Source organism: Variovorax sp. RKNM96 (genome assembly GCF_017161115.1).
Classification (GTDB): domain Bacteria; phylum Pseudomonadota; class Gammaproteobacteria; order Burkholderiales; family Burkholderiaceae_C; genus Variovorax.
On record NZ_CP046508.1, the window covers coordinates 1,706,248 to 1,729,720 of the forward strand.

The 23,473-nt window shown below is 64.0% G+C and carries 27 protein-coding genes; 25 read left to right on the forward strand and 2 right to left on the reverse strand.

Annotated features, from left to right (window positions below):
- Position 1: 1 nt before the first annotated feature.
- Positions 2 to 763 (reverse strand): SAM-dependent methyltransferase, encoded by a 762-nt coding sequence (locus GNX71_RS07715; RefSeq protein ID WP_206177782.1) that lies wholly within the window; start codon positions 761 to 763, stop codon positions 2 to 4.
- Positions 760 to 1,341 carry a Maf family nucleotide pyrophosphatase gene (locus GNX71_RS07720; RefSeq protein WP_206177783.1) on the reverse strand — a complete coding sequence of 194 codons (582 nt, stop codon included), beginning with the start codon at positions 1,339 to 1,341 and terminating at the stop codon, positions 760 to 762. The genes GNX71_RS07715 and GNX71_RS07720 overlap by 4 nt, the downstream gene beginning before the upstream one ends.
- 84 nt (positions 1,342 to 1,425) lie before the next feature.
- On the opposite strand from GNX71_RS07720, the gene GNX71_RS07725 reads away from it, so the two are divergent.
- From GNX71_RS07725 to GNX71_RS07845, 25 genes are all read left to right on the forward strand, one after another.
- A complete protein-coding gene (locus GNX71_RS07725) occupies positions 1,426 to 1,983 on the forward strand; it encodes a YceD family protein (protein WP_206177784.1) in 558 nt (185 codons plus the stop codon).
- 155 nt (positions 1,984 to 2,138) lie between these two features.
- Complete coding sequence (rpmF, locus tag GNX71_RS07730) at positions 2,139 to 2,321, forward strand: 50S ribosomal protein L32 (RefSeq protein WP_007830466.1); 183 nt, start codon at positions 2,139 to 2,141, stop codon at positions 2,319 to 2,321.
- Positions 2,322 to 2,382: 61 nt separating this feature from the next.
- A complete protein-coding gene (plsX, locus tag GNX71_RS07735) occupies positions 2,383 to 3,480 on the forward strand; it encodes a phosphate acyltransferase PlsX (RefSeq protein ID WP_206177785.1) in 1,098 nt (365 codons plus the stop codon).
- Positions 3,480 to 4,457, forward strand: a complete 978-nt coding sequence (locus GNX71_RS07740; protein ID WP_206177786.1) for a beta-ketoacyl-ACP synthase III — start codon at positions 3,480 to 3,482, stop codon at positions 4,455 to 4,457. Before plsX ends, GNX71_RS07740 begins: the two co-directional genes overlap by 1 nt.
- A 49-nt stretch (positions 4,458 to 4,506) precedes the next feature.
- Positions 4,507 to 5,460, forward strand: a complete 954-nt coding sequence (fabD, locus tag GNX71_RS07745; RefSeq protein WP_206177787.1) for an ACP S-malonyltransferase — start codon at positions 4,507 to 4,509, stop codon at positions 5,458 to 5,460.
- 27 nt (positions 5,461 to 5,487) lie between these two features.
- Positions 5,488 to 6,231 carry a 3-oxoacyl-ACP reductase FabG gene (gene fabG, locus GNX71_RS07750; protein ID WP_093434874.1) on the forward strand — a complete coding sequence of 248 codons (744 nt, stop codon included), beginning with the start codon at positions 5,488 to 5,490 and terminating at the stop codon, positions 6,229 to 6,231.
- Between the two features lie 98 nt (positions 6,232 to 6,329).
- Entirely contained in the window at positions 6,330 to 6,569 is a 240-nt protein-coding gene (gene acpP / locus GNX71_RS07755) for an acyl carrier protein (RefSeq protein ID WP_007830471.1), read from the forward strand.
- Positions 6,570 to 6,665: 96 nt separating this feature from the next.
- Positions 6,666 to 7,910, forward strand: coding sequence for a beta-ketoacyl-ACP synthase II (fabF, locus tag GNX71_RS07760; protein WP_206177788.1), 1,245 nt, complete (start codon positions 6,666 to 6,668; stop codon positions 7,908 to 7,910).
- A 13-nt stretch (positions 7,911 to 7,923) separates the two neighbouring features.
- Complete coding sequence (locus GNX71_RS07765; RefSeq protein ID WP_241027194.1) at positions 7,924 to 8,415, forward strand: hypothetical protein; 492 nt, start codon at positions 7,924 to 7,926, stop codon at positions 8,413 to 8,415.
- Entirely contained in the window at positions 8,412 to 9,086 is a 675-nt protein-coding gene (rpoE, locus tag GNX71_RS07770) for an RNA polymerase sigma factor RpoE (protein WP_241027195.1), read from the forward strand. The genes GNX71_RS07765 and rpoE overlap by 4 nt, the downstream gene beginning before the upstream one ends.
- 17 nt (positions 9,087 to 9,103) lie before the next feature.
- A complete protein-coding gene (locus GNX71_RS07775) occupies positions 9,104 to 9,769 on the forward strand; it encodes a sigma-E factor negative regulatory protein (RefSeq protein WP_206177789.1) in 666 nt (221 codons plus the stop codon).
- A gap of 23 nt (positions 9,770 to 9,792) precedes the next feature.
- Entirely contained in the window at positions 9,793 to 10,863 is a 1,071-nt protein-coding gene (locus GNX71_RS07780) for a MucB/RseB C-terminal domain-containing protein (protein WP_206177790.1), read from the forward strand.
- A gap of 106 nt (positions 10,864 to 10,969) precedes the next feature.
- On the forward strand, positions 10,970 to 12,454 hold the full coding sequence (locus GNX71_RS07785; RefSeq protein WP_206177791.1) for a DegQ family serine endoprotease: 1,485 nt from the start codon (positions 10,970 to 10,972) through the stop codon (positions 12,452 to 12,454).
- A 522-nt stretch (positions 12,455 to 12,976) separates the two neighbouring features.
- Positions 12,977 to 14,788 carry a translation elongation factor 4 gene (gene lepA / locus GNX71_RS07790; RefSeq protein ID WP_206177792.1) on the forward strand — a complete coding sequence of 604 codons (1,812 nt, stop codon included), beginning with the start codon at positions 12,977 to 12,979 and terminating at the stop codon, positions 14,786 to 14,788.
- 7 nt (positions 14,789 to 14,795) lie between these two features.
- Positions 14,796 to 15,761, forward strand: a complete 966-nt coding sequence (lepB, locus tag GNX71_RS07795) for a signal peptidase I (RefSeq protein WP_206177793.1) — start codon at positions 14,796 to 14,798, stop codon at positions 15,759 to 15,761.
- Positions 15,762 to 15,795: 34 nt separating this feature from the next.
- Positions 15,796 to 16,164 carry a DUF4845 domain-containing protein gene (locus tag GNX71_RS07800; protein WP_206177794.1) on the forward strand — a complete coding sequence of 123 codons (369 nt, stop codon included), beginning with the start codon at positions 15,796 to 15,798 and terminating at the stop codon, positions 16,162 to 16,164.
- Positions 16,165 to 16,181: 17 nt separating this feature from the next.
- Positions 16,182 to 16,868: a ribonuclease III gene (rnc, locus tag GNX71_RS07805; protein ID WP_206177795.1), complete on the forward strand. Its 687-nt coding sequence runs from the start codon at positions 16,182 to 16,184 to the stop codon at positions 16,866 to 16,868.
- A gap of 7 nt (positions 16,869 to 16,875) precedes the next feature.
- Positions 16,876 to 17,850: a GTPase Era gene (era, locus tag GNX71_RS07810; RefSeq protein WP_241027196.1), complete on the forward strand. Its 975-nt coding sequence runs from the start codon at positions 16,876 to 16,878 to the stop codon at positions 17,848 to 17,850.
- Between the two features lies 1 nt (position 17,851).
- Complete coding sequence (recO, locus tag GNX71_RS07815) at positions 17,852 to 18,625, forward strand: DNA repair protein RecO (protein ID WP_206177796.1); 774 nt, start codon at positions 17,852 to 17,854, stop codon at positions 18,623 to 18,625.
- 36 nt (positions 18,626 to 18,661) lie between these two features.
- Positions 18,662 to 19,549: a hypothetical protein gene (locus tag GNX71_RS07820; protein ID WP_206177797.1), complete on the forward strand. Its 888-nt coding sequence runs from the start codon at positions 18,662 to 18,664 to the stop codon at positions 19,547 to 19,549.
- Entirely contained in the window at positions 19,546 to 20,334 is a 789-nt protein-coding gene (locus GNX71_RS07825) for a pyridoxine 5'-phosphate synthase (RefSeq protein WP_206177798.1), read from the forward strand. The genes GNX71_RS07820 and GNX71_RS07825 overlap by 4 nt, the downstream gene beginning before the upstream one ends.
- Positions 20,331 to 20,741 carry a holo-ACP synthase gene (gene acpS, locus GNX71_RS07830; protein ID WP_206177799.1) on the forward strand — a complete coding sequence of 137 codons (411 nt, stop codon included), beginning with the start codon at positions 20,331 to 20,333 and terminating at the stop codon, positions 20,739 to 20,741. The genes GNX71_RS07825 and acpS overlap by 4 nt, the downstream gene beginning before the upstream one ends.
- A complete protein-coding gene (gene nagZ, locus GNX71_RS07835) occupies positions 20,738 to 21,820 on the forward strand; it encodes a beta-N-acetylhexosaminidase (protein ID WP_206177800.1) in 1,083 nt (360 codons plus the stop codon). Before acpS ends, nagZ begins: the two co-directional genes overlap by 4 nt.
- Before the next feature lie 122 nt (positions 21,821 to 21,942).
- Entirely contained in the window at positions 21,943 to 22,617 is a 675-nt protein-coding gene (locus GNX71_RS07840) for a methyltransferase (RefSeq protein WP_206177801.1), read from the forward strand.
- A gap of 36 nt (positions 22,618 to 22,653) precedes the next feature.
- On the forward strand, positions 22,654 to 23,463 hold the full coding sequence (locus GNX71_RS07845; protein WP_206177802.1) for a glycosyltransferase family 2 protein: 810 nt from the start codon (positions 22,654 to 22,656) through the stop codon (positions 23,461 to 23,463).
- The last annotated feature ends 10 nt before the right edge of the window (positions 23,464 to 23,473 follow it).

Consider the following 23,473-nt stretch of genomic DNA (forward strand, 5'->3'; position numbering starts at 1 on the left):
GTCAGCGCCCGATCGCGAACACGGCGGGCAGGCGTTCGTCGGTTGCGGTCTGCGGCTTGGCGCGCCAGGATTTCACGGTCTCGCTGCGCACATGGGCGGTGGCGAGGGTCAGGCCGCGCGCGACGGCGAGGCGGGTGTTTTGGTGCATTGTTTGAACCAGTGCCTGCAACAAGGCGGCGTTGCGGTAGGGCGTTTCGATGAAGAGCTGCGTCTGGCCGGTCTTGAGGGCGATCGCTTCGAGCTCGCGGATGCGGGTCTGGCGCTCGCTCGCGTCCTGCGGCAGGTAGCCGACGAAGGCGAAGTTCTGGCCGTTCAGGCCGCTCGCGGCCAGCGCCAGCAGCAGCGAGACCGGGCCGGTCAGCGGGACCACGGTGATCCCCAGGTCGTGCGCGGCGCGCGCCACCGAGGAGCCTGGGTCGGCCACCGCCGGCATGCCGGCTTCGCTCAACAGGCCGATGTCGTGGCCTTCGAGTGCGGCCGCCAGCAGCGGCCGGGCGTCGAACTGGCCGGCGTGATCGCCTTTCTTGTGCACTTCGCGCGGCAGTTCCTGGATGGTCTGCGCTTGCAGCGGAGCGGCCAGCGGCGCGACCGCGTCGATGCGCTTGAGGTAGGCGCGGGCGGATTTCGCGTTCTCGCAGATCCAGTGCGTGATGCCGGCGGCCACCTGCAGAGTGCCGAGCGGCAAGGCGTCCTGCAGCGGAGCCTGGATGTCGCAGCCGAAATCGAGCGGCGCGGGGACGAGGTAGAGCTTGCCGTGGGTCACAGGAGTTCGATCCCCGCGGCGCGCAGCATCTGGCAGGTGCGGATCAGCGGCAGGCCGACCAGGGCGGTCGGGTCGTCGCTGTCGATGGCGTTCAGGAGGGCGATGCCAAGGCCTTCGCTCTTGGCGCTGCCGGCGCAGTCGTAGGGCTGTTCGGCCTGGAGGTAGCGCTCGATGGCGGCGTCGCTGAGCTCGCGGAACACGACGCGCACCGGCGCCAGGTCGCGCTGCACGAAGCCCGTGGCGTGGCAGACGACGGCGACGGCCGTCTGGAAGATCAGCGTCTGGCCGCGCATCCGGCGCAATTGGGCGGTGGCGCGGACGTGGTCGCCGGGCTTGCCTAGCGCTTCGCCGGCGAGGTCGGCCACCTGGTCGGAGCCGATGACCACCGCTTCGGGAAAGCGGGCGGCGACGGCGTTGGCCTTTTCGAGGGCAAGGCGTTCGGCGAGGGCGCGGGGTGTTTCACCGGCCAGCGCCGTTTCATCGACTTCCGGGGCGTGCACATCGAAGGGCAGGCGCAGGCGGTTCATCAGTTCGCGGCGATAGCGCGAGGTCGAGGCGAGGATCACGGGGCGTTGCATGGAGACGATTGTGCGTGAGCCGCGCAAGAAACCTTCTGATGAGCACTATGTAAGTGAAGCGCCTGGCAAGCTAGACTGGCGCGGATGAAGAGAGAATTTGCCCCCGAACGGCTCGACGTGGTCGGCTTCGCCGCCGCAGCCGGAACCCTGAATGCCGCCGACCCGGTCCCCAATTACGTGCGACTTGTCGCCGAACTGGCGGATCCTGCCGCCAACGCTGTCGTCCACTGGGAAGCCACCGGCGAGGAGCGCCCGGGCGCCGACGGCAAGGCCGCGCCCTGGCTGCACCTGGAAGCCGAGGCGGTCGTTCCGCTGACGTGCCAGCGCTGCCTGGCGCCTGTGGAGACGGAGCTCGTGGTGGACCGCTGGTTCCGTTTCGTCGCCGACGAGGCCACGGCGGAAGCCGAAGACGAGGAATCCGACGAAGACCTGCTGGTCGCCAGCCGGGATTTCGACCTGCACACCCTGATCGAGGACGAGTTGTTGATGGAAATTCCCGTCATGCCCGTCCACGACGTCTGCCCCGAGCCGGTTCGCCTGTCGTCCAGCGACGATGATTTCCGCGCGGCCGAGGAAGCCAAGCCGAACCCGTTCGCGGTGCTCGGAGCGTTGCGTTCGCGCAAGCCGGAAGAGGGCAAGTAGCCCTTTCCCGGCGCCTAGGCTATAATCATGGGCTTCGCGCGCGCCGCCGTGAGCAGCGATACAGACAAGGGCATTCCATACATGCCACGCACTTTTTTGTATTGCCACCGCTTGAGCCCGTATCCAGTCACTCACCTAACAGTCCAGGAGCCATCATGGCCGTCCAGCAAAACAAGAAGTCGCCTTCCAAGCGCGGCATGCACCGTTCACACAACGCACTGGTCGTGCCCGGCATCGCCGTGGAGCCGACCACTGGCGAAACGCACCTGCGCCACCACATCAGCCCGAACGGTTTCTACCGTGGCCGTCAGGTGCTCAAGAACAAGTCCGAAGCCTGATCTCGCACTCCAAGGCCAAGGCCCGAAGCTACTTTTCCTGTAGCGTCGGGCCTTTGTTTTGATGGCTACGCCTTCTTCTCCCGAATTCACTGCTGCGCCTTCCGCAATCACGCTCGCCGTGGATTGCATGGGAGGCGACCATGGGCCGCGCGTCACGCTCGCGGCCTGCCGCGCGTTTCTCGAGCGGCACAGCGAAGCCTCGTTGCTGCTGGTCGGTGCGCCGGCCGCGCTGGCGGGGTTCGCCGCACATCCGCGCGCCCGCATCGTTGCTGCCAGCGAAGTGGTGGGCATGGACGACCCCATTGAAATCGCGCTGCGCAAGAAGAAGGACTCTTCGATGCGTGTCGCGATCCAGCAGGTCAAGGACGGCGCCGCCCAGGCGGCCATTTCCGCCGGTAACACCGGCGCCTTGATGGCGATCGCGCGCTACCTGCTCAAGACGCTGGACGGCATCGATCGCCCCGCGATCGCCCCGCAACTCCCGAATGCAAAGGGGGGCGCGACCACGGTGCTCGATTTGGGTGCGAACGTCGATTGCGACGCCGAGGACCTGCTTCAGTTCGCTGTGCTCGGTTCGGCGCTGGTTTCGGCGCTGACCGGGAACGAGGCCCCTTCGGTCGGCCTGCTTAATATTGGCGAAGAAGCCATCAAAGGTAGCGAAACGATCAAAAAGGCGAGCCAACTGCTGCGTACGGCTGCCAATTCCAAGGATTTGAACTTCTACGGCAATGTTGAAGGCAACGATATTTTCAAGGGAACGACCGACATCGTCGTCTGTGACGGCTTCGTCGGAAATGTCGCGCTGAAGGCCAGTGAAGGCGTTGCTTCGATGATCGGGGAGTTCATTCGTGTCGAATTCTCGCGAAGCATTTTCACGAAGATTGCGGCAATTGTTGCTTACCCGGTTCTAAAAGCGTTCAAAAGCCGTCTGGATCACCGTCGGTACAACGGGGCCGCCTTGTTGGGCCTGCGCGGCCTGGTTTTCAAGAGCCATGGCTCGGCCGACGAAGTGGCTTTCGGACATGCGCTGGATCGCGCTTATGATGCCGCTCGCAACAACCTGCTCGATCGCGTGCGGGCCCGCATCGCCCACGCCGCGCCTTTGCTCGCGCGGCAGGAACCGGCGGTGCCGGTCGACGCGACGGCCCTTCACGTTTGATGACCCCTTTTTCACGCATCACCGGCACCGGCAGCTATCTGCCCCCACGCCGCGTGACCAATGACGATCTCGCCAAGGAACTGGCGACGCGCGGCATCGAAACCTCCGATCAGTGGATCGTCGAGCGCACCGGCATCCACGCGCGTCACTTTGCCGCGCCGGATGTTGGCAGCAGCGACCTCGGCCTTGAGGCTGCGAAGCACGCGCTCGAAGCGGCAGGCCGCAAGCCCAGCGATGTCGACCTGATCATCGTCGCGACCTCGACGCCCGACATGGTGTTCCCGTCGTCGGCTGCCATCCTCCAGAACAAGCTCGGCATTGCCGGCTGTCCGGCGTTCGACGTCCAGGCGGTCTGCAGCGGCTTCGTCTACGCGCTGACCGTGGCCGACGCCATGATCCGCACCGGCTCTGCACGCTGTGCACTGGTGATCGGCGCGGAAGTGTTCTCCCGCATCCTCGATTTCAACGATCGCACCACCTGTGTGCTGTTCGGCGATGGCGCGGGCGCCGTGGTGCTCGAGGCCAGCGACGAACCCGGCATCCTGTCGAGCGACCTGCATGCGGACGGCAAGCACGTCGGCATCCTCTGCGTGCCGGGCCATGTGTCCGGTGGCAATGTGCTGGGCACGCCGCTGCTGCACATGGACGGCCAGGCCGTCTTCAAGCTGGCGGTCCGGGTGCTCGAAGAGGCGGCGCGCACCGCGTTGGCCAAGGCTGGCAAGACCGATGCCGACATCGACTGGCTGATTCCGCACCAGGCCAACATCCGCATCATGGAAGGCACGGCCAAGAAGCTGAAGCTGCCGCGCGAGAAGCTGATCGTCACCGTCAACGAGCACGGCAACACCTCGGCCGCCTCGATTCCGCTGGCGCTCGACGAAGCGGTGCGCTCCGGCAAGGTGAAGAAGGGCGAAACCCTCATGCTCGAAGGCGTGGGCGGCGGTTTCACCTGGGGCGCCGTGCTATTGAATCTGTAGCGTGTTGCGGCCCTCGTCGGGGTTGTGGTGCGATATGACGCATAGAACAATGAAATCCTTTGCTTTTGTTTTTCCGGGTCAGGGCTCGCAGGCTGTCGGCATGCTCGACGCCTGGGGCAACCATCCGGCCGTGGCCGAGACGCTGCGCGAAGCCTCCGAAGCGCTGGGCGAAGACGTCGGCGCGCTGATCAAGAACGGTCCGAAGGAAGAGCTGGCGCTCACCACCAACACGCAGCCGGTGATGCTGGTCGCCGGTGTCGCGGCCTGGCGGGCCTGGTTGTCCGAAGGCGGTGCAACGCCTTCCGTCGTGGCCGGTCATTCGCTGGGCGAGTATTCGGCGCTGGTGGCTTCGGGTGTGCTGACGCTGGCGCAAGCCGCGCCGCTGGTGCGTTTTCGTGCGCAAGCCATGCAGCAGGCGGTGCCCGTCGGTGTCGGCGCCATGGCCGCCGTGCTGGGCATGGAGTCCGGCAAGGTCGTGGCAGGCTGTGCTGAAGCGACGGCCTCCTTCGGCGCAGGCAGCGCTGAAATCGTCGAAGCCGTGAATTTCAACGATCCGGCGCAGACCGTGATCGCCGGCAGCAAGGCTGCTGTCGACAAGGCCTGTGAGTTGCTCAAGGCCAATGGTGCCAAGCGCGCGCTGCTGCTGCCCGTTTCGGCGCCTTTCCATTCGAGCCTGATGAAGCCAGCCGCCGAGGCGCTGCGCGAAAAGCTCGCCACCCTCACGCTTGCCGCGCCGCAGATTCCGGTGTTGAACAACATTGACGTGGCCGTCGAGACCGACCCGGACCGCATCCGCGACGCCCTGGTGCGCCAGGCAGCCGGCCCGGTTCGCTGGGTCGAGAGCGTGCAGGCCTTGAAACTGCGCGGTGTAGGCGCCATCATCGAGTGCGGGCCCGGCAAGGTGCTGGCCGGCATGGTCAAGCGCATCGCTCCCGATCTCGAAGCTGCGTCGGTGTACGACCCGGCGACGCTCGCGGGCACCCGACAATCGCTCGCCGGCTGAACGGCGCAAGGCCCCGATACTTTTTATATGAGCATTCCCAAATTCGAAGGGCAAGTCGCCCTGGTCACCGGCGCATCGCGCGGCATCGGCGCGGCGATTGCGCTTGAGCTGGCGCAACGCGGCCTCAAGGTGGTCGGCACCGGTACTACCGAGGACAGCGCGGCGAAGATCACTTCGGCACTGAGCGCGTTCGACGGCCGAGGCCGTGCACTGAATGTGAACGACGCCGCCGCCGTCGAAGCGCTGATCGACGAGATCGTCCAGGCCTACGGCGCGATCCACGTGCTGGTCAACAACGCCGGCATCACGCGCGACACGCTCGCCATGCGCATGAAGGATGACGACTGGGATGCGGTGCTCGACACCAATCTCAAGGCCGTGTTCCGCCTTTCGCGCGCGGTGATCCGCCCGATGATGAAGCAGCGCTACGGCCGCATCATCAGCATCACGAGCGTGGTGGGCGCCTCCGGCAATGCCGGCCAGGCCAACTACGCCGCCGCCAAGGCCGGCGTCGCGGGCATGACCCGCGCCCTGGCCCGCGAACTGGGCAGCCGCAACATCACCGTCAACTGCGTCGCGCCGGGCTTCATCGAAACCGACATGACGGCGAGCCTCCCCGAGGCGCAGCAACAAGCACTTCTGCAACAGATCCCGCTGGGGCATCTGGGCAAGCCGGCCGACATCGCGCATGCGGTGGCGTACCTCGCATCGCCCCAGGCGTCCTACGTGACCGGGCAGGAGTTGCATGTGAATGGCGGCATGCACATGTAGCCGCAAGGCGCAATCTTTCCCGTACCGGGGGTGAGGCAAATGCCACAATCCGCCCGGCTAAAATCCACCGATTACCTACAACCCTCAGAGGGAACCAAATGAGCGATATCGAAGCACGTGTCAAGAAAATCATCGCCGAGCAACTCGGCGTGGAAGAGTCCCAAGTGACGAATGAAAAGGCTTTCGTGGCCGACCTCGGCGCTGACTCGCTCGACACGGTCGAACTCGTGATGGCACTCGAAGACGAGTTCGGCATCGAGATCCCCGATGAAGATGCCGAGAAGATCACCACGGTGCAAAACGCCGTCGACTACGCCACCAAGAATCAAAAGGCCTGATTGGCCAGCTGACACTGCGACTGCGGCCGGCGGCTTTTTCCTGAACCGCACGCGCCGACCAGCAACTGTTCAGCGCTTCCAGAAAGGTTTGCCGGCATGACCAAACGCCGCGTCGTCGTGACCGGACTCGGTTGCATCGCTCCTGTCGGAAACACCGCAACCGAATCCTGGGCCAACCTGTTGGCCGGGAAGTCGGGCATTGCGAACATCACCGCGTTCGATGCAAGCGCCTTCGCCTGCAAGTTCGCCGGTGAGGTGAAGGGTTTCGACATCACCCAATACATCTCGGAGAAGGAAGCGCGTCACATGGACCGCTTCATTCATCTGGGGCTTGCCGCCGCCATCCAGGCGGTGCAGGACAGCGGACTGCCAACCGGCGAAGCGCTGTCCTATGAAGAGGCCGTTCGCATCGGCTGCAACATCGGTTCGGGCATCGGCGGTCTGCCGATGATCGAACAGACGCATGGCGAATACGCGAGCCGCGGCCCGCGCCGCATTTCGCCGTTCTTCGTGCCGGCGTCGATCATCAACATGATCTCGGGCCACGTGTCGATCAAGTACGGCTTCAAGGGCCCGAACATCGCCGTCGTGACCGCCTGCACCACGGGCCTGCATGCCATCGGCACGTCGGCACGCATGATCGAGTACGGCGATGCCGACGTCATGATCGCCGGCGGTGCCGAGTCGACCATTTCGCCGCTCGGCATCGGTGGCTTCACCGCGCCTCGCGCGCTGAGCACGCGCAACGACGATCCCGCCACGGCCTCGCGTCCGTGGGACAAGGATCGCGACGGCTTCGTGCTGGGCGAGGGCGCCGGCGTGCTGGTGCTCGAGGAGTACGAGCATGCCAAGGCGCGCGGCGCCAAGATCTATGCGGAAGTCGCGGGCTTCGGCCTGACCGGCGATGCGTATCACATGACCGCGCCTGACGTCGACGGCCCCCGCCGTTCGATGGCAATGGCACTGGCCAACGCAGGTGTCAATGCCGACCAGGTCCAGTACCTGAACGCGCACGGCACCTCGACGCAGATCGGCGACCTCAACGAGACCAACGCGGTCAAGCTCGCCTTCGGCGATCACGCGAAGAAGCTCGTCGTGAATTCGACCAAGTCCATGACCGGCCACCTGCTGGGCGGCGCGGGCGGCATCGAATCGGTGTTCACGGTGCTTGCGCTGCATGAGCAGAAGAGCCCGCCGACCATCAACATCTTCAACCAGGATCCGGAGTGCGATCTCGACTACTGCGCCAACGAGGCGCGCGATCTGAAGATCGATGTCGCGGTCAAGAACAACTTCGGCTTCGGCGGCACCAACGGTACGCTGGTGTTCAAGCGCGCTTGAGCATTGCTCTCTCATGCACAGCGCGCCGTCGGTGACCTATCCGGTGGGGCGCTCACGCGGCGCAACCCGGATTCTTGTCGTTCTCTGGACCCTGGGCGCATGCTGCGCAGGCGCATCCTGCTATCTCTTCGATAGCGCTGGATGGCGCCAGCTGCTGCTGGTTCTCAGCGTCGTCTTCTCGGGCGTTGCCGCGGGCTTCGGCTTGCGGCGCGATGGCGCTGCCACGCTGCATTTCGACGGACTCCATTGGTCCCTGACGGGGGCCGATCCGACCCGTGGCGTTCGTGCGGCGCGGGCCAAGGTCGCGCTCGATTTCCAATCGCTGATCCTGGTCAGGCTTTCGGAGCCGGGTCGCGCTGCGCGCTGGGTCTGGCTTGAGCAGCGATCCATGCCGGAGCGCTGGCGCGACGTGCGCCGCGCGGTCTATGCGCGCGCGCCGGCTGCCGAGCCTGCGGGCGATCCCTGGGACGGCACCTGCCGACGCGCCCTGAAACCCCGTCGATGACAACTTCTCCCCCGCCTGTGCCACCGGAGTCCGGCCTGACCGACGCGTCGGCCGAGGCGCCGCGCCCGGGCGAGGTCGATTTCCAGCTGGTCCAGCGCACGGTCGCGGGCGACCAGAAGGCCTTCGAGCTCCTGGTCATCAAGTACCAGCGCCGCATCGAGCGGCTGATCGGCCGCATGGTGCGCGATGTCGACCTGGTCGAGGACATCGCGCAGGAAACCTTCATCCGCGCCTACCGCGCGCTGCACCAGTTTCGCGGCGAGGCGCAGTTCTACACCTGGCTCTACCGGATCGCTGTCAACACCGCCAAGAAGGCGCTGGTGGACATGAAGCGCGATCCGACCATCTCCGAAAGCGCGCTGCGGCCGTCTTCTGACGACGACGATGAAACTTACCGTCCCGGAAACGAACCAATCAGCGACGAAACCCCCGAATCGGTCATGGCGGCGAATGAAATCGCCAGCGCCGTCGAGGCAGCCATGGACGCGCTCCCAGCCGAGTTGCGCCAGGCAGTCACGCTGCGCGAGATCGAGGGGATGAGTTACGAAGAGATTGCCGAGGTCATGGATTGCCCTATCGGCACGGTGCGCTCGCGTATTTTCCGGGCGCGCGAAGCCATTTCGGCCAGGGTCAAACCGCTTCTGGACAACCAGTCCGGCAAGCGTTGGTAAGTAAGCAGGTGAATGAAATGAATCAGATGATGACGGTTCGGGAACAGGTGTCCGCACTTGCGGATGGTCATTTGCAGGGCGAGGCGTTCGCGCAGGCGATCGAAGCGGTCTGCACCGAAAGCGATTCGCGCGCGGCCTGGCACACCTACCACGTGGTGGGCGATGTGCTGCGTTCGGGCTCCCATTCGGCGTGCAGCGACAGCTCGGCGTTCCTCGCGCGTTTCCAGCAGCGACTCGCCGTGGAGCCAGTGGTTGCGATGCCGGCGCTGGTGCCAGTTGCCGCACCGGCCGCGGTCCAGGTCCAGCGCAGGGCCGATGCGGCCAACGAGCCGGTCTTCCGTTGGAAGCTGATGGCAGGCGCCGCGTCGATGGTCGCCGTGGCGGCCATCAGCTGGACGCTGATCGGCAACGGCACCTCCGGTTCGCAGGCTGGTGCGCAGATCGCGGCCCAGCAGCAGCCCGCGGTGAATTCGGTCCTGGCGGCAGCGGCCGTCAACAGCCAGCAGCCAGCCAGCGCCACGCTGACGCCCACGCGCGTGATGGTCGGAAACGGCAATCCGCAGGTCATGCTGCGCGATCCGCGCCTCGATCAATTGCTCGAAGCGCACCAGCAGGCTGGCGGTGCTTCGCAAATGCCTTCCGGTTTCCTGCGCAACGCCACCTTCGAGGGACCTACGCGCTGATGGCGCGTCCGTAACTGCCCGCAATGACCGTTCAGATGCCGATCTCCGCACGCGCGTTCGTGCTTGTGTTTGCAGCCTTCTGCTTCGTGCAGGTTGCCACCGCACAAAACCGCTCCGGCCCGGCGACCGCCAAGGGTGCGGCTGCGGCGCAGACGGACGAACCACCGGCGATGAGCGTGGCCGACTGGCTGCAGCGCATGCACACCGGCGCGCGGCAACGGAACTACGTGGGCACCTTCGTGGTGTCGGCGCCGGGCGGCGACCTGTCGAGCGCGCGCATCTGGCATGTGCGCGACGGCGATCATCAGATCGAACGCATCGAGGCGCTCTCGGGACCGCCGCGCTCGACCTTCCGGCGCAATCGCAATGTCATGACCTTCCTGCCCGAGGCAAAGGTCGTGAAGGTCGAGAAACGCGAGAACCTCGATCTTTTTCCCAACCTGCCGGACAAGACCGATTCGTCGATCGGCGATTTCTACGACGTGCGCGCGATCGGCAAGGACCGCGTGGCCGGTTTTGACGCCGACGTGGTGCAGCTGGTGCCGCACGATGGCCTGCGTTTCGGCTACCGCATCTGGAGCGAGCGCCGCTCGGGCCTGGTGGTGAAGCTGCAGACCATCGACAGCGAATCGCGGGTGGTGGAGCAGTCGGCGTTCTCCGAACTGCAGCTCGATGCGCCGGTGAAGGCACAAGCCCTGGCGCAGATGATGACCAACACCTCGGGCTACCGCATCGAGAAGCTGGAGCTCGAGCGCACCTCGGCACAGGACGAAGGCTGGACGCTCAGCACGCCCGTGGCGGGCTTCAAGCCTCGCAGCTTCTTCCGCCGGCCGACCGCCGGTGGCGACAAGTCGAAGCAGGATGCGGCAACGGTCCAGTGGACTTTCTCGGATGGCCTGGCCTCGGTGTCACTTTTCATCGAGCGCTACGATGCCGCGCGTGCGCCGCGCGACGGCGTGCTGACCATCGGTGCGACCAATGCGATCCGTCGGCGATTGCCCGAGCCTGCGAGCGACTGGTGGCTGACCGCGGTGGGCGAGGTGCCGCAGCAGACGCTCAACGCTTTTGCCCAGAGTCTCGCCCGCACGCGCTGATGGCCGGCCGTTGAAGCGCGGATGGCGCTGAACCAAGCACGCAGCGCCCACTCATAGCCTTTGTTGTTCTAGCCGCTCTCCTCTCTGTTCTTTTGAAAGAAAACCGATGATGTTCAAAGTCGAGGGACACAAGCTTCGTTCCGGTGTGCTGGCTTTCGCGCTCGCACTGACAACCGGGGCCACCTTCCTTCCCGTCGAGCCTGTCCATGCGCAGACGCGCACGCTGCCCGACTTCACCGATCTGGTCGACCAGGTCGGCCCCTCCGTCGTCAACATCCGCACCGTCGAGAAGGTCGCGCAGCGCGGCGCCGGCAACGGCGAGATGGACGAGGAGATGCAGGAATTCTTCCGTCGCTTCTTCGGGCAGCCCGCACCGGGCACGCCGCGCCAGGGGCCGCGTCCCAACAGGCCGCAGCAGCCCCAGGAAGAGGAGCGCCCGCGCGGTGTCGGCTCCGGCTTCATCCTGACGGCCGACGGCTATGTCATGACCAACGCGCACGTGGTGGAAGACGCCTCCGAGGTGATGGTCACACTGCCCGACAAGCGCGAGTTCAAGGCCAAGATCATCGGCGCCGACAAGCGCTCCGACGTTGCTGTCGTCAAGATCGAAGCCACCGGCCTGCCTGCGGTGAAGGTGGGCGACATCTCCAAGCTGCGCGTCGGCGAATGGGTGATGGCTATCGGTTCGCCCTTCGGCCTGGAGAACACCGTCACGGCCGGCATCGTGAGCGCCAAGCAGCGCGACACCGGCGAGTACCTGCCGTTCATCCAGACCGACGTGGCCATCAATCCCGGCAACTCGGGCGGTCCGCTGATCAACATGCGTGGCGAAGTGGTGGGCATCAACAGCCAGATCTACTCGCGCTCGGGCGGCTTCATGGGCATCTCGTTCTCGATTCCGATCGACGAGGCGATCCGCGTGAGCGACCAGTTGCGCACCTCGGGTCGCGTGTCCCGCGGCCGCATCGGCGTGCAGATCGACCAGGTCACGAAGGATGTGGCCGAAGCCATTGGCCTGGCCAAGGCGCAGGGCGCGCTGGTGCGTGGCGTCGAAGCCGGATCGCCGGGTGAGAAGGCCGGCGTGGAGCCGGGTGACGTCATCACCAAGTTCGACGGCAAGGCCATCGAGAAGCCGAGCGACCTGCCGCGCCTGGTGGGCAACACCAAGCCCGGCACGAAGAGCACGCTCACGGTGTTCCGTCGCGGCAACTCGCGCGACCTGAGCGTGACCATTGCCGAGATCGAGCCCGACAAGCCTGCCAAGCGTGCGTCCGATCGCGACGAACCGGCACCGAAGCCTTCGGCTTCCGCAGCTGCCAAGTCGCTCGGCCTCGCCGTCAGCGACCTCAACGATGCGCAGAAGAAGGAGCTCAAGCTCAAGGGCGGCGTGAAGGTCGATACCGCCACTGAAGGTGCTGCGCGAGCAGGCCTACGCGAAGGCGACATCATCCTGGCCGTGGGCAACACCGAGGTGGCCAACACCCGCGAGTTCGAGTCGGCGCTGGCCAAGGCCGACAAGAGCAAGGCGCTCAGCGTGCTGTTCCGCCGTGGCGACTGGGCGCAATACGCCCTGATCCGTCCCGCACGCTGATACGGCGCTGCCGTCAAGTGGCCCCACCCGGCAGTCGGGTTTGGGGCCGTTTTTTTGAGGCGTTTACGACGTTCGGGTGCGGATCCCTAAAAAAATCTGAGGGTCCAAAAGCCTCGATTTTGGTTTGCGAACACTAACTTTCTGGAAGGCTAAGGACGGTTTTCGGTAGAATAGAGCACTCGCGGCGGCCGGTCAGCGCATAAGGAGTGCAACGACCTTCACGATGCGAGATGTCAGACCGCAGTCCACCGGTGCTCCACAGATCGCCCACAAGTTGTTCAGTGAGTGCTCCACCGATCCTGTGGATAACCTGTTCGTATCTTTGATGTTGTGGACCCGCAACGAGCCCTTTGGACCCTGTTCCCGGATGTACGTGCCTCCCTTTTTGCCTACAATGAAGTTCCAACTACTGCAGTTGCCATTGCTTGTTGGTTCAGGGCGCGTCTCCAGAAGACGCGCCCTTTTTTCTTGCCCGCTCACTGCTGGGCACGAGCCAATTCAAGTACTTAAGCGTTCCCGTTGATGAATCACATCAGAAATTTTTCGATCATTGCGCACATCGATCACGGCAAGTCGACGCTCGCAGACCGTTTGATCCAGCGTTGCGGCGGCCTCGCCGAACGCGAGATGGAAGCGCAGGTGCTCGACTCGATGGACATCGAAAAAGAGCGTGGGATAACCATCAAGGCACAGACCGCTGCGCTGCACTACAAGGCACTCGATGGGCAGGTCTACAACCTCAATCTGATCGACACGCCGGGCCATGTCGACTTCTCTTATGAAGTGAGCCGCTCGCTGTCGGCATGCGAAGGCGCGCTGCTCGTCGTCGATGCATCGCAAGGTGTCGAAGCGCAGACGGTGGCCAACTGCTACACCGCGCTCGACCTCGGCGTCGAAGTGGTGCCGGTGCTCAACAAGATGGATCTGCCGAACGCCGATCCCGAGAACGCACGCACCGAAATCGAAGACGTGATCGGCATCGACGCGACCGATGCGATTCCGTGCTCCGCCAAGACGGGCCTCGGCATCGACGAGATCCTCGAAGCGATCGTGCACAAGATGCCTGCACCGCGCGGCAACCCCGACGGCCCGCTGCGCGCGATGATCGTCGACAGCTGGTTCGATCCGTACGTCGGCGTCGTCATGCTGGTGCGCGTGGTCGACGGCCGGCTGGTGAAGGGCGAGCGCATCAAGATGATGGCGTCGGGCGCCATGTACAACGCCGACAACATCGGCGTCTTCACGCCGGCCACCCAACCGCGCACTTCGCTCGAAGCGGGCGAGGTGGGCTTCATCATCGCGGGCATCAAGGAGTTGCAGGCGGCCAAGGTCGGCGACACCGTCACGCTGATCAAGGCGGGCACGGGCGGCGCGGCCGCGACGGCCACCGAGGCGCTGCCGGGCTTCAAGGAAATCCAGCCGCAGGTGTTTGCCGGTCTCTACCCGACCGAAGCCAGCGAGTACGACTCGCTGCGCGACGCGCTCGAAAAACTCAAGCTCAACGATTCGTCGCTGCGCTACGAACCCGAGGTGAGCCAGGCGCTCGGTTTCGGTTTTCGCTGCGGCTTCCTCGGCTTGCTGCACATGGAAATCGTGCAGGAGCGGCTGGAGCGCGAGTTCGACCAGGACCTGATCACGACCGCGCCCAGCGTGGTCTACCAGGTGGTGCGCAACGACGGCGAAGTCATCATGGTCGAGAACCCGTCCAAGATGCCCGACGTCGGCAAGATGAGCGAGATCCGCGAGCCGATCGTGACCGTGCATCTCTACATGCCGCAGGAATACGTCGGCGCCGTCATGACACTGGCCAACCAGAAGCGCGGCGTGCAGATGAACATGGCCTACCACGGCCGCCAGGTCATGCTGACCTACGAGATGCCGCTCGGCGAGATCGTGCTCGACTTCTTCGACAAGCTGAAGTCGGTCAGCCGCGGCTATGCCTCCATGGACTACGAGTTCAAGGAATACCGCGCGTCCGACGTGGTCAAGGTCGACATCCTCCTGAACGGCGAGAAGGTCGACGCGCTGTCCATCATCGTGCACCGCACCCAGTCGCAGTACCGCGGCCGGGCGGTGGTCTCGAAGATGCGCGAGATCATTTCGCGCCAGATGTTCGACGTGGCGATCCAGGCGGCCATCGGGGTCAACATCATTGCGCGTGAGACAATCAAGGCCCTCCGCAAGAACGTGCTGGCCAAGTGCTACGGCGGCGACATCACCCGCAAGAAGAAGCTGCTCGAGAAGCAGAAGGCGGGCAAGAAAAGAATGAAGCAGATCGGTTCCGTCGAGGTCCCGCAAGAGGCCTTCCTGGCGATTCTGCAAGTCGAAGACTGATCAAAAAATGGCACTCATCACTTCCCTGGTCCTTGCGGTGTTCGCCAGTTATGTCGGCGCCTGGTATTTCGGCGCGATCGAAGGCAACTTCGCATTGCTGCTGTTCGTGGCCACGGTGGTCACCGGCCTCTACTGGCTGGCCGAGCGTTTCTATTTCCTGCCGAAGCGCGAAGCGGCTGCCGCCAAACTCGAGGCCTCGATGGCCGAACGCAATGCGCGACTGGCCGGCCAGGGCATCACCCAGGTCGACACGGCTGACACCAAGGCCAGTGAGCGCCTGCTGATGCAGCCTTGGTGGCTCGATTGGACGGCGGGCCTCTTCCCGGTGATCCTGGTGGTGTTCCTTTTGCGCTCGTTCCTCTACGAGCCTTTCAAGATTCCGTCGGGCTCGATGATGCCCACGCTGCTGACTGGCGACCTGATCCTGGTCAACAAGTTCACCTACGGCCTGCGCCTGCCGGTCCTCAACACCAAGATCACCGCTGGCACGCCCCTCGCGCGCGGCGACGTGGTGGTGTTCCGCTACCCGCCCAAGCCCAGCATGGACTACATCAAGCGCGTGGTCGGCATCCCAGGCGACGAAGTGGCCTACCTGAACAAGAAGCTCACGATCAACGGCCAGCCGGTGTCGAAGGTCGCGGCACCCGACTATCTCGACGGCGAATCGATGCGCCTGCTCAAGCAGTTCGACGAGGATCTCGCGGGCAAGCAGCACAAGATCCTCAACGACGAAGGTGCGCCGTCCTTCGTGCCGGGTGCCAGCGACTTCCCGTTCCGCGAGAACTGCCGCTACTCCGTCGAAGGCGTGGTCTGCAAGGTGCCCGCCGGCCAGTATTTCATGATGGGCGACAACCGCGATAATTCGGCGGATTCGCGTTTCTGGGGCTTCGTTCCGGACAAGAACATCGTGGGCAGGGCCTTCTTCGTCTGGATGAATTTCGGCGATTTCGGCCGCATCGGTCCATTTCAATAAGCAGTCATCAACACTGTTCGAGGGGTAAGAGGGCATGAGAGCAAACCGGTCCATCCGCAGCAGGGCCGCGCACCAGCGCGGCATCTCGTTCATCGGCCTGCTGTTCGTCGCGGCAGTGCTCGGCTGTCTGGGCGTGGTCGTTGCGCAGGTCATTCCGACATTGATCGAATGGCAGGCCATCGACAAGGCCGCCAACAAGGCCAAGGAAGGCACCACGGTGCCTGAAATTCGCGCCATCTTCGATCGCGCCCAGGCCATCGACGACTTCAAGTCGGTCAGTGGCCGGGACCTCGACATCAAGAAGGTCGGTGACAAGGTCGTCGTCTCGTATGCCTACGAGCGCGAGATTCCCTTGTTCGGCCCGGCCTACCTGACGCTCAAGTACAAGGGCGAGACCCGCTGAACGCGGCGCTGAAAAAGGTGGACGGCAGCCTCGTCGCGCTGCAGGCGCGCCTCAAGCACTCGTTCTCCGATACGCGGCTGCTGCAGCTCGCGCTCACGCACCGCAGCTTCTCGGCCGACCACAACGAGCGCCTGGAGTTCCTCGGCGACTCGGTGCTCAACCTGGCGGTATCGCACCTGCTGTACACCCGTCTCGCGGCCCTGCCCGAAGGCGATCTGTCGCGGGTGCGGGCCAACCTGGTCAAGCAGGACACCCTGCATCGGCTGGCGCTCGAACTCCAGCTGTCGCCGCTGCTGCGGCTCGGCGAAGGCGAGGCCCGCTCGGGCGGCCCCAGCCGACCTTCGATCCTGGCCGATGCGCTCGAGGCGCTGATCGGCGCGGTCTACCTCGACGCGGGCTTTTCGGCCGCCGAGGCGCTGGTGCGCCGGCTCTATGAATCGGTCGAGATCAACCCGCGCATGGAAGCGGCGGCCAAGGACCCGAAGACCGAATTGCAGGAATGGCTGCAGGGCCACAAAATGAAGCTGCCGGTGTACCGCGTGGCGGCGACGCTGGGTGCAGCGCACAAACAGACTTTCGATGTCGAGTGCGAGGTGCCCGAGTTGGGCCTTCGCGAACGCGGCATCGGCGGCTCGCGCCGCGCCGGCGAGCAGGCTGCCGCGGCCGCCATGCTGATCCGGCTCAAGGCACGCGGAGCTGCGTGAAATCACAATGAACGACGACGTTATCAATCCAGAAGCCGGGCCCGAAGACACAACAGGCGATGCCGCCGCGGGTGCAGGCGGCCCCCAACACTGTGGCCTCATCGCCATCGTCGGCAAGCCCAATGTGGGCAAGTCGACCCTCCTCAACGCGCTGGTCGGTCAGAAGATAAGCATCACCTCGCGCAAGGCGCAGACCACGCGGCACCGCATCACCGGCATGCGCACGCTGGGTGCGACGCAGTTCGTGTTCGTCGACACGCCGGGTTTCCAGACCCTGCATGCCAACGCGCTGAACAAGTCGCTCAACAAGACCGTGCAGGGCGCGGTCGGCGACGTGGACCTGATCCTTTTCGTGGTCGAAGCCGGCAGCTTCACGCCGGCCGACGAGCGCGTGCTCAAGCTCCTGGGCAAGGGCATTCCGACGGTGCTCCTGGCCAACAAGCTGGACAACGTCCACCGCCGCGGCGACATCGCGCCCTGGCTGCAGACCATGCAGGCGAAGCACGCCTTCGCCGAGTTCGTGCCGATGTCGGCCAAGAATTCGAAAGACGTCGAGCGCCTCTTCGGGATCTGCGAAAAATACCTGCCCGAGCAGCCCTGGTTCTACGCCGAGGACGAACTCACCGATCGCAGCGAGAAATTCCTGGCCGGCGAACTGGTGCGCGAAAAACTCTTCCGCCTGACCGGCGACGAGCTGCCTTACACCTCTACCGTCATCATCGACAAGTTCGAGGAAGAGCCGCCCCAGAAAAAGGGCCAGAAGCGCCTGCTGCGCATCGCCGCCACCATCGTGGTCGAGCGGGACGGCCACAAGGCCATGGTGATCGGCGACAAGGGCGAGCGCATCAAGCGCATCGGCATGGAGACGCGCGTCGAGCTCGAGAAGCTGGCCGACGCCAAGGTGTTCCTCGAACTGTGGGTCAAGGTGCGTTCCGGCTGGGCCGACGACGAGGCCCGGGTCCGGTCGTTCGGCTACGAATGAAGTGGCCGCTGCCCACCGCGTTTCGCATGAACCGGCGTATGTGCTTCATCGCTACGACTGGAGCGAATCGAGCCTGATCCTCGAGGTCTTCACCCGCCACCACGGGCGCATCGCGCTCGTGGCCAAGGGGGCGAAGCGGCCGAGTTCCAATTTCCGGCCCGTGCTGCTGCCCTTGCAGCCGCTGCAGCTCAACTACGGCGGCGACGCCGAAATCCGCACGCTCAAGGGCGCGGAATGGATGGGTGGCCACGTCATGCCGACCGGCGAGGCGCTGCTCTCGGGCTACTACGTCAATGAACTGCTGCTGCGGCTGCTGGCGCGGGACGACGCTCACGAGGCGCTGTTCGACGCCTATGCCGGCGTGGTGCAGGTGCTGGCAGGGGACCATGTCGGGGCCCAGGCAGCAACCCAGGCTGCCGCGCTGCGTGCCTTCGAACTGATCCTGCTGCGTGAAGTCGGCCTGTTGCCTTCCCTCGACGTGCAGACGCTGACCCTGGAGCCGCTCGACGCCGGCGTGCGCTACAGCCTCGTGCCCGAAGCCGGCCTGCGTTCGGCGGCGGACGGGGAGGCCGCGCTGGCTGGCGCCGACTGGCAGGCCCTGCAAGCCGTGCTCGACGACCGCGCCCCCTTCACCGCGACCCTGCGCGAGATCGCCACCATGAACGCCGGCAGCAACAGCGCCCTGCGAAACCAGCTGCGCGCCTTGCTCAACTACCATTGCGGCGTGTCCACGCTGCGAACGCGGCAAATGATGAGAGATCTTCAGGCGCTGTAGGTCCGTTCAAAATCTAGTTTCAAGCCAAAGAAAACCATGAGCCTGGGTGTTCTCGTTTATATCGATAATAAAAAAGAAATTATCGAGGAATTCAATTGGCTCTACAGAAGCATGATATTTTCGAATATCTTTGCCCACGGAGATTTGATTGCTGTCTGCCATCCGGATGCAATTTCCCTGCTCCCGGAAGACAAGAAAATCATCGTTGTCCCAGGTCTTCCATACGCCGAGAAAAACGATGAATGGAGCGGTTATGGCTATATCAATTCCATTGCAAATCTATGCGATCCTGCTGTCCTCGAGATCTGCAGGAAATATGAATTCATCCTGAAAACAGATTGCGATACCTTCGTGACGCCAGCGCTGGCCGAATTCAAGCCTACGGGATTGTGCTTCGGATTCGGAGCCTACGCGTACGAGGAAGAGGTTCGTCGAAAGCTCTCCGAATGCAGTGCCCGCTGGGGGTTCCCTCACTCGGGGCTCCATAACATCGGCGCATCGCTGCTGGGGCCGACGGAGTTTGTGAGCAATTTCATTCTTGCGCAGCTGGATTACTGTCAAAAACTGCTGGATGAAGAATTCCGCAATTACCAGGGCGTGTGGCCGGGGTGGTGCAAAAACGTCCTCACGATGTATGCCGGCGAACTGGCATTGCGCCGCACGTATCCGCAACAATGCTCCCTGGGCCTGCTTGACCATCTTCCTTATTCGAATCGTTTGCTGGGGAGCGACGTCCTGCATATCCACGCGTGGCATACGGATCAATATTGGTCCAAGCATCAATTCCGTGCCGGTAAATACGATCATATGGCGCAGAACGAAATCGATAGGAATACATTGGGCGGATATTGCCATTGGTTGGCTGTCTCCAGCACAGATGACGTCAGGTCGATCACAGGTAGCAATAAAAAAGGATTTTCATGAGCGACTCGGCTTTCGCTGTCCGGAGCGGCATCACTTCGTTGTCGGTCAACCTCAACAAGGTGGCCTTGGTCCGCAACACGCGCCATCTGGGCATTCCGAGCGTTCTGACTGCCGCCAATGCCTGCCTGGCCGCCGGCGCCCAGGGCATCACCGTGCATCCGCGGCCCGACGCGCGTCACATCCGCGCGCACGACGTGAGTGACCTGTCCGCACTGCTCGCCAAGGACTGGCCGGGCATCGAGTTCAACATCGAAGGCAATCCCTTCCACAACCTGATGGACTTCGTGCGCGAACTGCGTCCGCACCAGGCGACCTTCGTGCCCGACAGCGAATCCCAGTCGACCAGCGACCACGGCTGGAGCTTTCCCGACGACGCCGAGCGCCTGCGCCCGCTGATCGCCGAAACCAAGGCGCTGGGCGTGCGCGTCAGCCTGTTCATGGACCCGATCCCCGAGATGATGGCCGCGGTCAAGGCCGTGGGCGCCGACCGCGTCGAGTTCTATACCGAAGGCTATGCCGCATCGCGCGGCACTGCCGACGAAGAGGCCGTGCTCGCGCGCTATGTTGAATCGGCGCGAGCCGCCCAGGCTGCGGGCCTCGGCGTCAACGCCGGCCACGACCTGAGCCGCGACAACCTGACCGCGTTCCTCCGCGCCGTGCGTGGCGTTCACGAAGTCTCGATCGGCCACGCCTTCGTCGCCGATGCGCTCGAACTCGGCTACACCGCCACGACGCGAGAGTACCTGCGCTGCATCAGCGAGGCGCAACAGGCTCGGCCTGCATGATCTACGGCATCGGCACCGACATCTGCGACCTGCGTCGCATCGCCGCGACCTTCGAGCGCCAGGGCGAACGTTTCGCGCGCAAGGTGTTGTGCGACGCCGAATTCGCGGTCTGGCAAGCCCGCAGCGCGCGCTGGCCCAAGCGCGGCCTCAGCTACCTCGCCACTCGTTTTTCCGCCAAGGAAGCCTTCAGCAAGGCCATCGGCCTGGGCATGCGGATGCCGATGACCTGGCGCCTGTGCGAGATCGCCAACCTGCGAAGCGGCAAGCCCGTCATCGTGCTGCACGGCGAGCTCAAGGACTGGTTCGAGGCCAAGGGCCTGACCGCCCACGTCACCGTGACCGACGAAACCGAATACGCCGCGAGCTTCGTCGTGGTGGAACACAAAGACATCAAGAACGACGCATGACCGCGACGACAGGCCGCCATATCCACGCGCCGCTCATCATCGATGTGGCGGGCACCGAACTCAACGACGCCGACCGCCGGCGCCTGGCCAACCCGCTGGTCGGCGGCGTGATCCATTTCGCCCGCAACTGGCAGGACCGCGCGCAGATGACCGCGCTCAACGCCGAGATCAAGGCGATCCGCCCCGACCTGCTGATCTGCGTCGACCATGAAGGCGGGCGCGTGCAGCGCTTTCGCACCGATGGCTTCACGCGCCTGCCGTCGATGCGTTCGCTGGGCGAGCTGTGGATGCGCGATGCCATGCGCGCCACTCAGGTCGCGACGGCGGCGGGGCAGGTGCTTGCCGGCGAACTGCGCGCCTGTGGCGTCGACTTCAGTTTTGCGCCGGTGCTCGACCTGGACTATGGCGGCAGCAGCGTGATCGGCGACCGCAGCTTCCACCGCGACCCGCGCGTGGTGGCGCTGCTGGCCAAGAGCGTGATGCACGGCATGCTGCAGATGGGGATGCGCAACTGCGGGAAGCATTTTCCGGGGCATGGGTTCGTGAATGCCGACTCGCATGTGGAGATTCCGGTCGACAGGCGCAGCCTCAAGGCGATCCTGGGTGACGATGCGCGGCCCTATGACTGGCTGGCGGGTGCGTTGACCGCGGTGATGCCGGCCCACGTGATCTACCCCCGGATCGACAAGCGGCCCGCGGGCTTTTCGTCGAAGTGGTTGAAGGACATTCTTCGCCAGCGGCTTGGATTCGATGGCGCTGTTTTCAGCGACGACCTGAGCATGGAGGCCGGCCGCTATATCGATGGTGAGTTGCTCAGCTACACCGACGCGGTCCTGGCAGCGCTCGACGCCGGCTGCGATCTCGCGCTGCTCTGCAATCAGAGCGTGGGAAGTGGCCGGCCGCTGGATGAATTGCTCGATGGCTTCGGCGCCGCAGCCCGGAGCAATCGCTGGCGACCGGATGGCGGCAGCGAGGCCCGGCGGCGGGCATTGCTGCCGGGCGATGCCGTGCCGATGCGGTGGCAGACACTGGTCGAATCGCCTGGATACGGCGAAGCCCTGCGACGGCTGGTGATCTGAACGTGCCCTGTCGCCTTGCGACTAACGGCTCGTTTTGCGCACAAGCCTGCAGCAGGCGGTCGAAATTCGATGGGGCCTTCCTGTAAAGTCAATCGCCTCTTTCCAACCTCGACGGTGCACCCATGGCACACATTGGCTATTCCTGGCCGACATTTGATGTCCTGACTCAGCATGTCATCAAGACCATCAACCCCCAACGCATCCTGGACATCGGGGCGGGCGGCGGCAAGTATGGGGCGCTGCTCAAAGATGTCGTGCCCGAATGCGAATTGACGGCGCTCGAATGCGACGAGGCTGCGTTTCCCCAACTGCGCGAGGTTGGTTACCACCACATTCTTCCCATCACCGCGGACAAGCTCTATGAGCGAGCCGGTGACCTCTACGATGTGGTCATCCTGGGCGACGTCATCGAACACATGCTTCATTCACAGGGGCGCGACCTGCTGGAGTTCCTCAACTACAGGGCGCGTTATATCGTCATCTCGACGCCCGAGTGCATGCCCATGAGTCGCCCCGTGTTCTTCGAGGGCCACAATTCGCTCTGGCGTCCGGATTCGTTCGCCTGGCATGACTATTGGGCGCACCAGCAATGCGGGATGATGCATTTCTACCTGTTGAGGGGGCATGACAACTGGGCGGGTCCGGCACTGGCTGAGGTCGTCGCTGCAGCCAACACGGCCGGCATCTTCAACCAGCACACCGAGACGAAGCAGCAGCCCGTGGATCTGAGGATTCACGACACGCGCTACAAGGAGCCCATCGACGAGCGCCAAGTGATGCTGTTCCGTCCCCTTTGATCTCCAAGTAGTCTCTCGCGCAAGAATTCACCATCTATGGCGGACATCGAAAAAATCTCTCTGAGGGATATCGACATCATCGTTTCGTACCGGGAAGCGAACGAGGAACGACGCGAGAACCTCTATGCCGTTCTGGCGCATCTTGCGTACACCTATTCCGACTACCGGCTCTGGCTGATGGAGGCTGCGGCATTGCCGAGCTTCGACTGGCAGCGATTGAAGGACCCGAAGATCCGGCACGTCTTCATTTCGCACGAAGGCCCGTTCCCCAAGTCGATGCTCTACAACGTCGGCGTGCGTCTGTCACGCAGCCCTGTCATCTGTTTCCACGACGCCGATTCGCTGGCAAGGCCGGTGATCCTGCGGCACTGCGTCGATGCATTGCTCGATGGCCAGAACAGCGATGTGCTCTGCCCCTACTGGAACGTCATCAACGTGTCCGGGGCGCTCAAGCAAAGTTTCATGGAGGTGCCCGACTACGAGCGCTTCACCTCCATCTACGGCGAATCCTTGCCTCCCGATGCGAACGAAATGTATACGAGCGCCAACGGGGGCATCGTATTGTTCAGGAAGCAGGAATACATCCGGGTCGGCGGTTACAACGCTCGTCTCGAGGGATGGGGCGGCGAAGATGACGAACTGCTGCGTCGTGCCGGGCGGCTCGGATTGCGCTGGCATTCATTCCATACGCCGCTGGTTCATCTGCATCACGATTCCAGTTCGCGCGCTGCGCACATCGAGGGAATCCGCGATACGGAAAACCTCCGGGCCTCGCTGGCCATCGAAGACATGTCTCAGGAGGAGCTGGAAACGCTCGCAAGCGAGTTGGGGGAATTCTTTCGCTGAGACGACGTGC

Coding starts and splice junctions, on each gene's coding strand:
- GNX71_RS07785 (WP_206177791.1), top strand. CDS start 10,970: ATGATGTTCAAAGTCGAGGGACACAAGCTTCGTTCCGGTGTGCTGGCT.
- fabG (WP_093434874.1), top strand. CDS start 5,488: ATGAGCATTCCCAAATTCGAAGGGCAAGTCGCCCTGGTCACCGGCGCA.
- GNX71_RS07740 (WP_206177786.1), top strand. CDS start 3,480: ATGACCCCTTTTTCACGCATCACCGGCACCGGCAGCTATCTGCCCCCA.
- era (WP_241027196.1), top strand. CDS start 16,876: ATGAACGACGACGTTATCAATCCAGAAGCCGGGCCCGAAGACACAACA.
- acpP (WP_007830471.1), top strand. CDS start 6,330: ATGAGCGATATCGAAGCACGTGTCAAGAAAATCATCGCCGAGCAACTC.
- nagZ (WP_206177800.1), top strand. CDS start 20,738: ATGACCGCGACGACAGGCCGCCATATCCACGCGCCGCTCATCATCGAT.
- lepB (WP_206177793.1), top strand. CDS start 14,796: ATGGCACTCATCACTTCCCTGGTCCTTGCGGTGTTCGCCAGTTATGTC.
- GNX71_RS07820 (WP_206177797.1), top strand. CDS start 18,662: ATGAGCCTGGGTGTTCTCGTTTATATCGATAATAAAAAAGAAATTATC.
- GNX71_RS07845 (WP_206177802.1), top strand. CDS start 22,654: ATGGCGGACATCGAAAAAATCTCTCTGAGGGATATCGACATCATCGTT.
- rpoE (WP_241027195.1), top strand. CDS start 8,412: ATGACAACTTCTCCCCCGCCTGTGCCACCGGAGTCCGGCCTGACCGAC.
- GNX71_RS07825 (WP_206177798.1), top strand. CDS start 19,546: ATGAGCGACTCGGCTTTCGCTGTCCGGAGCGGCATCACTTCGTTGTCG.
- GNX71_RS07765 (WP_241027194.1), top strand. CDS start 7,924: ATGCACAGCGCGCCGTCGGTGACCTATCCGGTGGGGCGCTCACGCGGC.
- GNX71_RS07800 (WP_206177794.1), top strand. CDS start 15,796: ATGAGAGCAAACCGGTCCATCCGCAGCAGGGCCGCGCACCAGCGCGGC.
- plsX (WP_206177785.1), top strand. CDS start 2,383: ATGGCTACGCCTTCTTCTCCCGAATTCACTGCTGCGCCTTCCGCAATC.
- fabF (WP_206177788.1), top strand. CDS start 6,666: ATGACCAAACGCCGCGTCGTCGTGACCGGACTCGGTTGCATCGCTCCT.
- GNX71_RS07780 (WP_206177790.1), top strand. CDS start 9,793: ATGACCGTTCAGATGCCGATCTCCGCACGCGCGTTCGTGCTTGTGTTT.
- acpS (WP_206177799.1), top strand. CDS start 20,331: ATGATCTACGGCATCGGCACCGACATCTGCGACCTGCGTCGCATCGCC.
- fabD (WP_206177787.1), top strand. CDS start 4,507: ATGAAATCCTTTGCTTTTGTTTTTCCGGGTCAGGGCTCGCAGGCTGTC.
- GNX71_RS07840 (WP_206177801.1), top strand. CDS start 21,943: ATGGCACACATTGGCTATTCCTGGCCGACATTTGATGTCCTGACTCAG.
- GNX71_RS07775 (WP_206177789.1), top strand. CDS start 9,104: ATGAATCAGATGATGACGGTTCGGGAACAGGTGTCCGCACTTGCGGAT.
- GNX71_RS07725 (WP_206177784.1), top strand. CDS start 1,426: ATGAAGAGAGAATTTGCCCCCGAACGGCTCGACGTGGTCGGCTTCGCC.
- lepA (WP_206177792.1), top strand. CDS start 12,977: ATGAATCACATCAGAAATTTTTCGATCATTGCGCACATCGATCACGGC.
- GNX71_RS07720 (WP_206177783.1), bottom strand. CDS start 1,341: ATGCAACGCCCCGTGATCCTCGCCTCGACCTCGCGCTATCGCCGCGAA.
- rpmF (WP_007830466.1), top strand. CDS start 2,139: ATGGCCGTCCAGCAAAACAAGAAGTCGCCTTCCAAGCGCGGCATGCAC.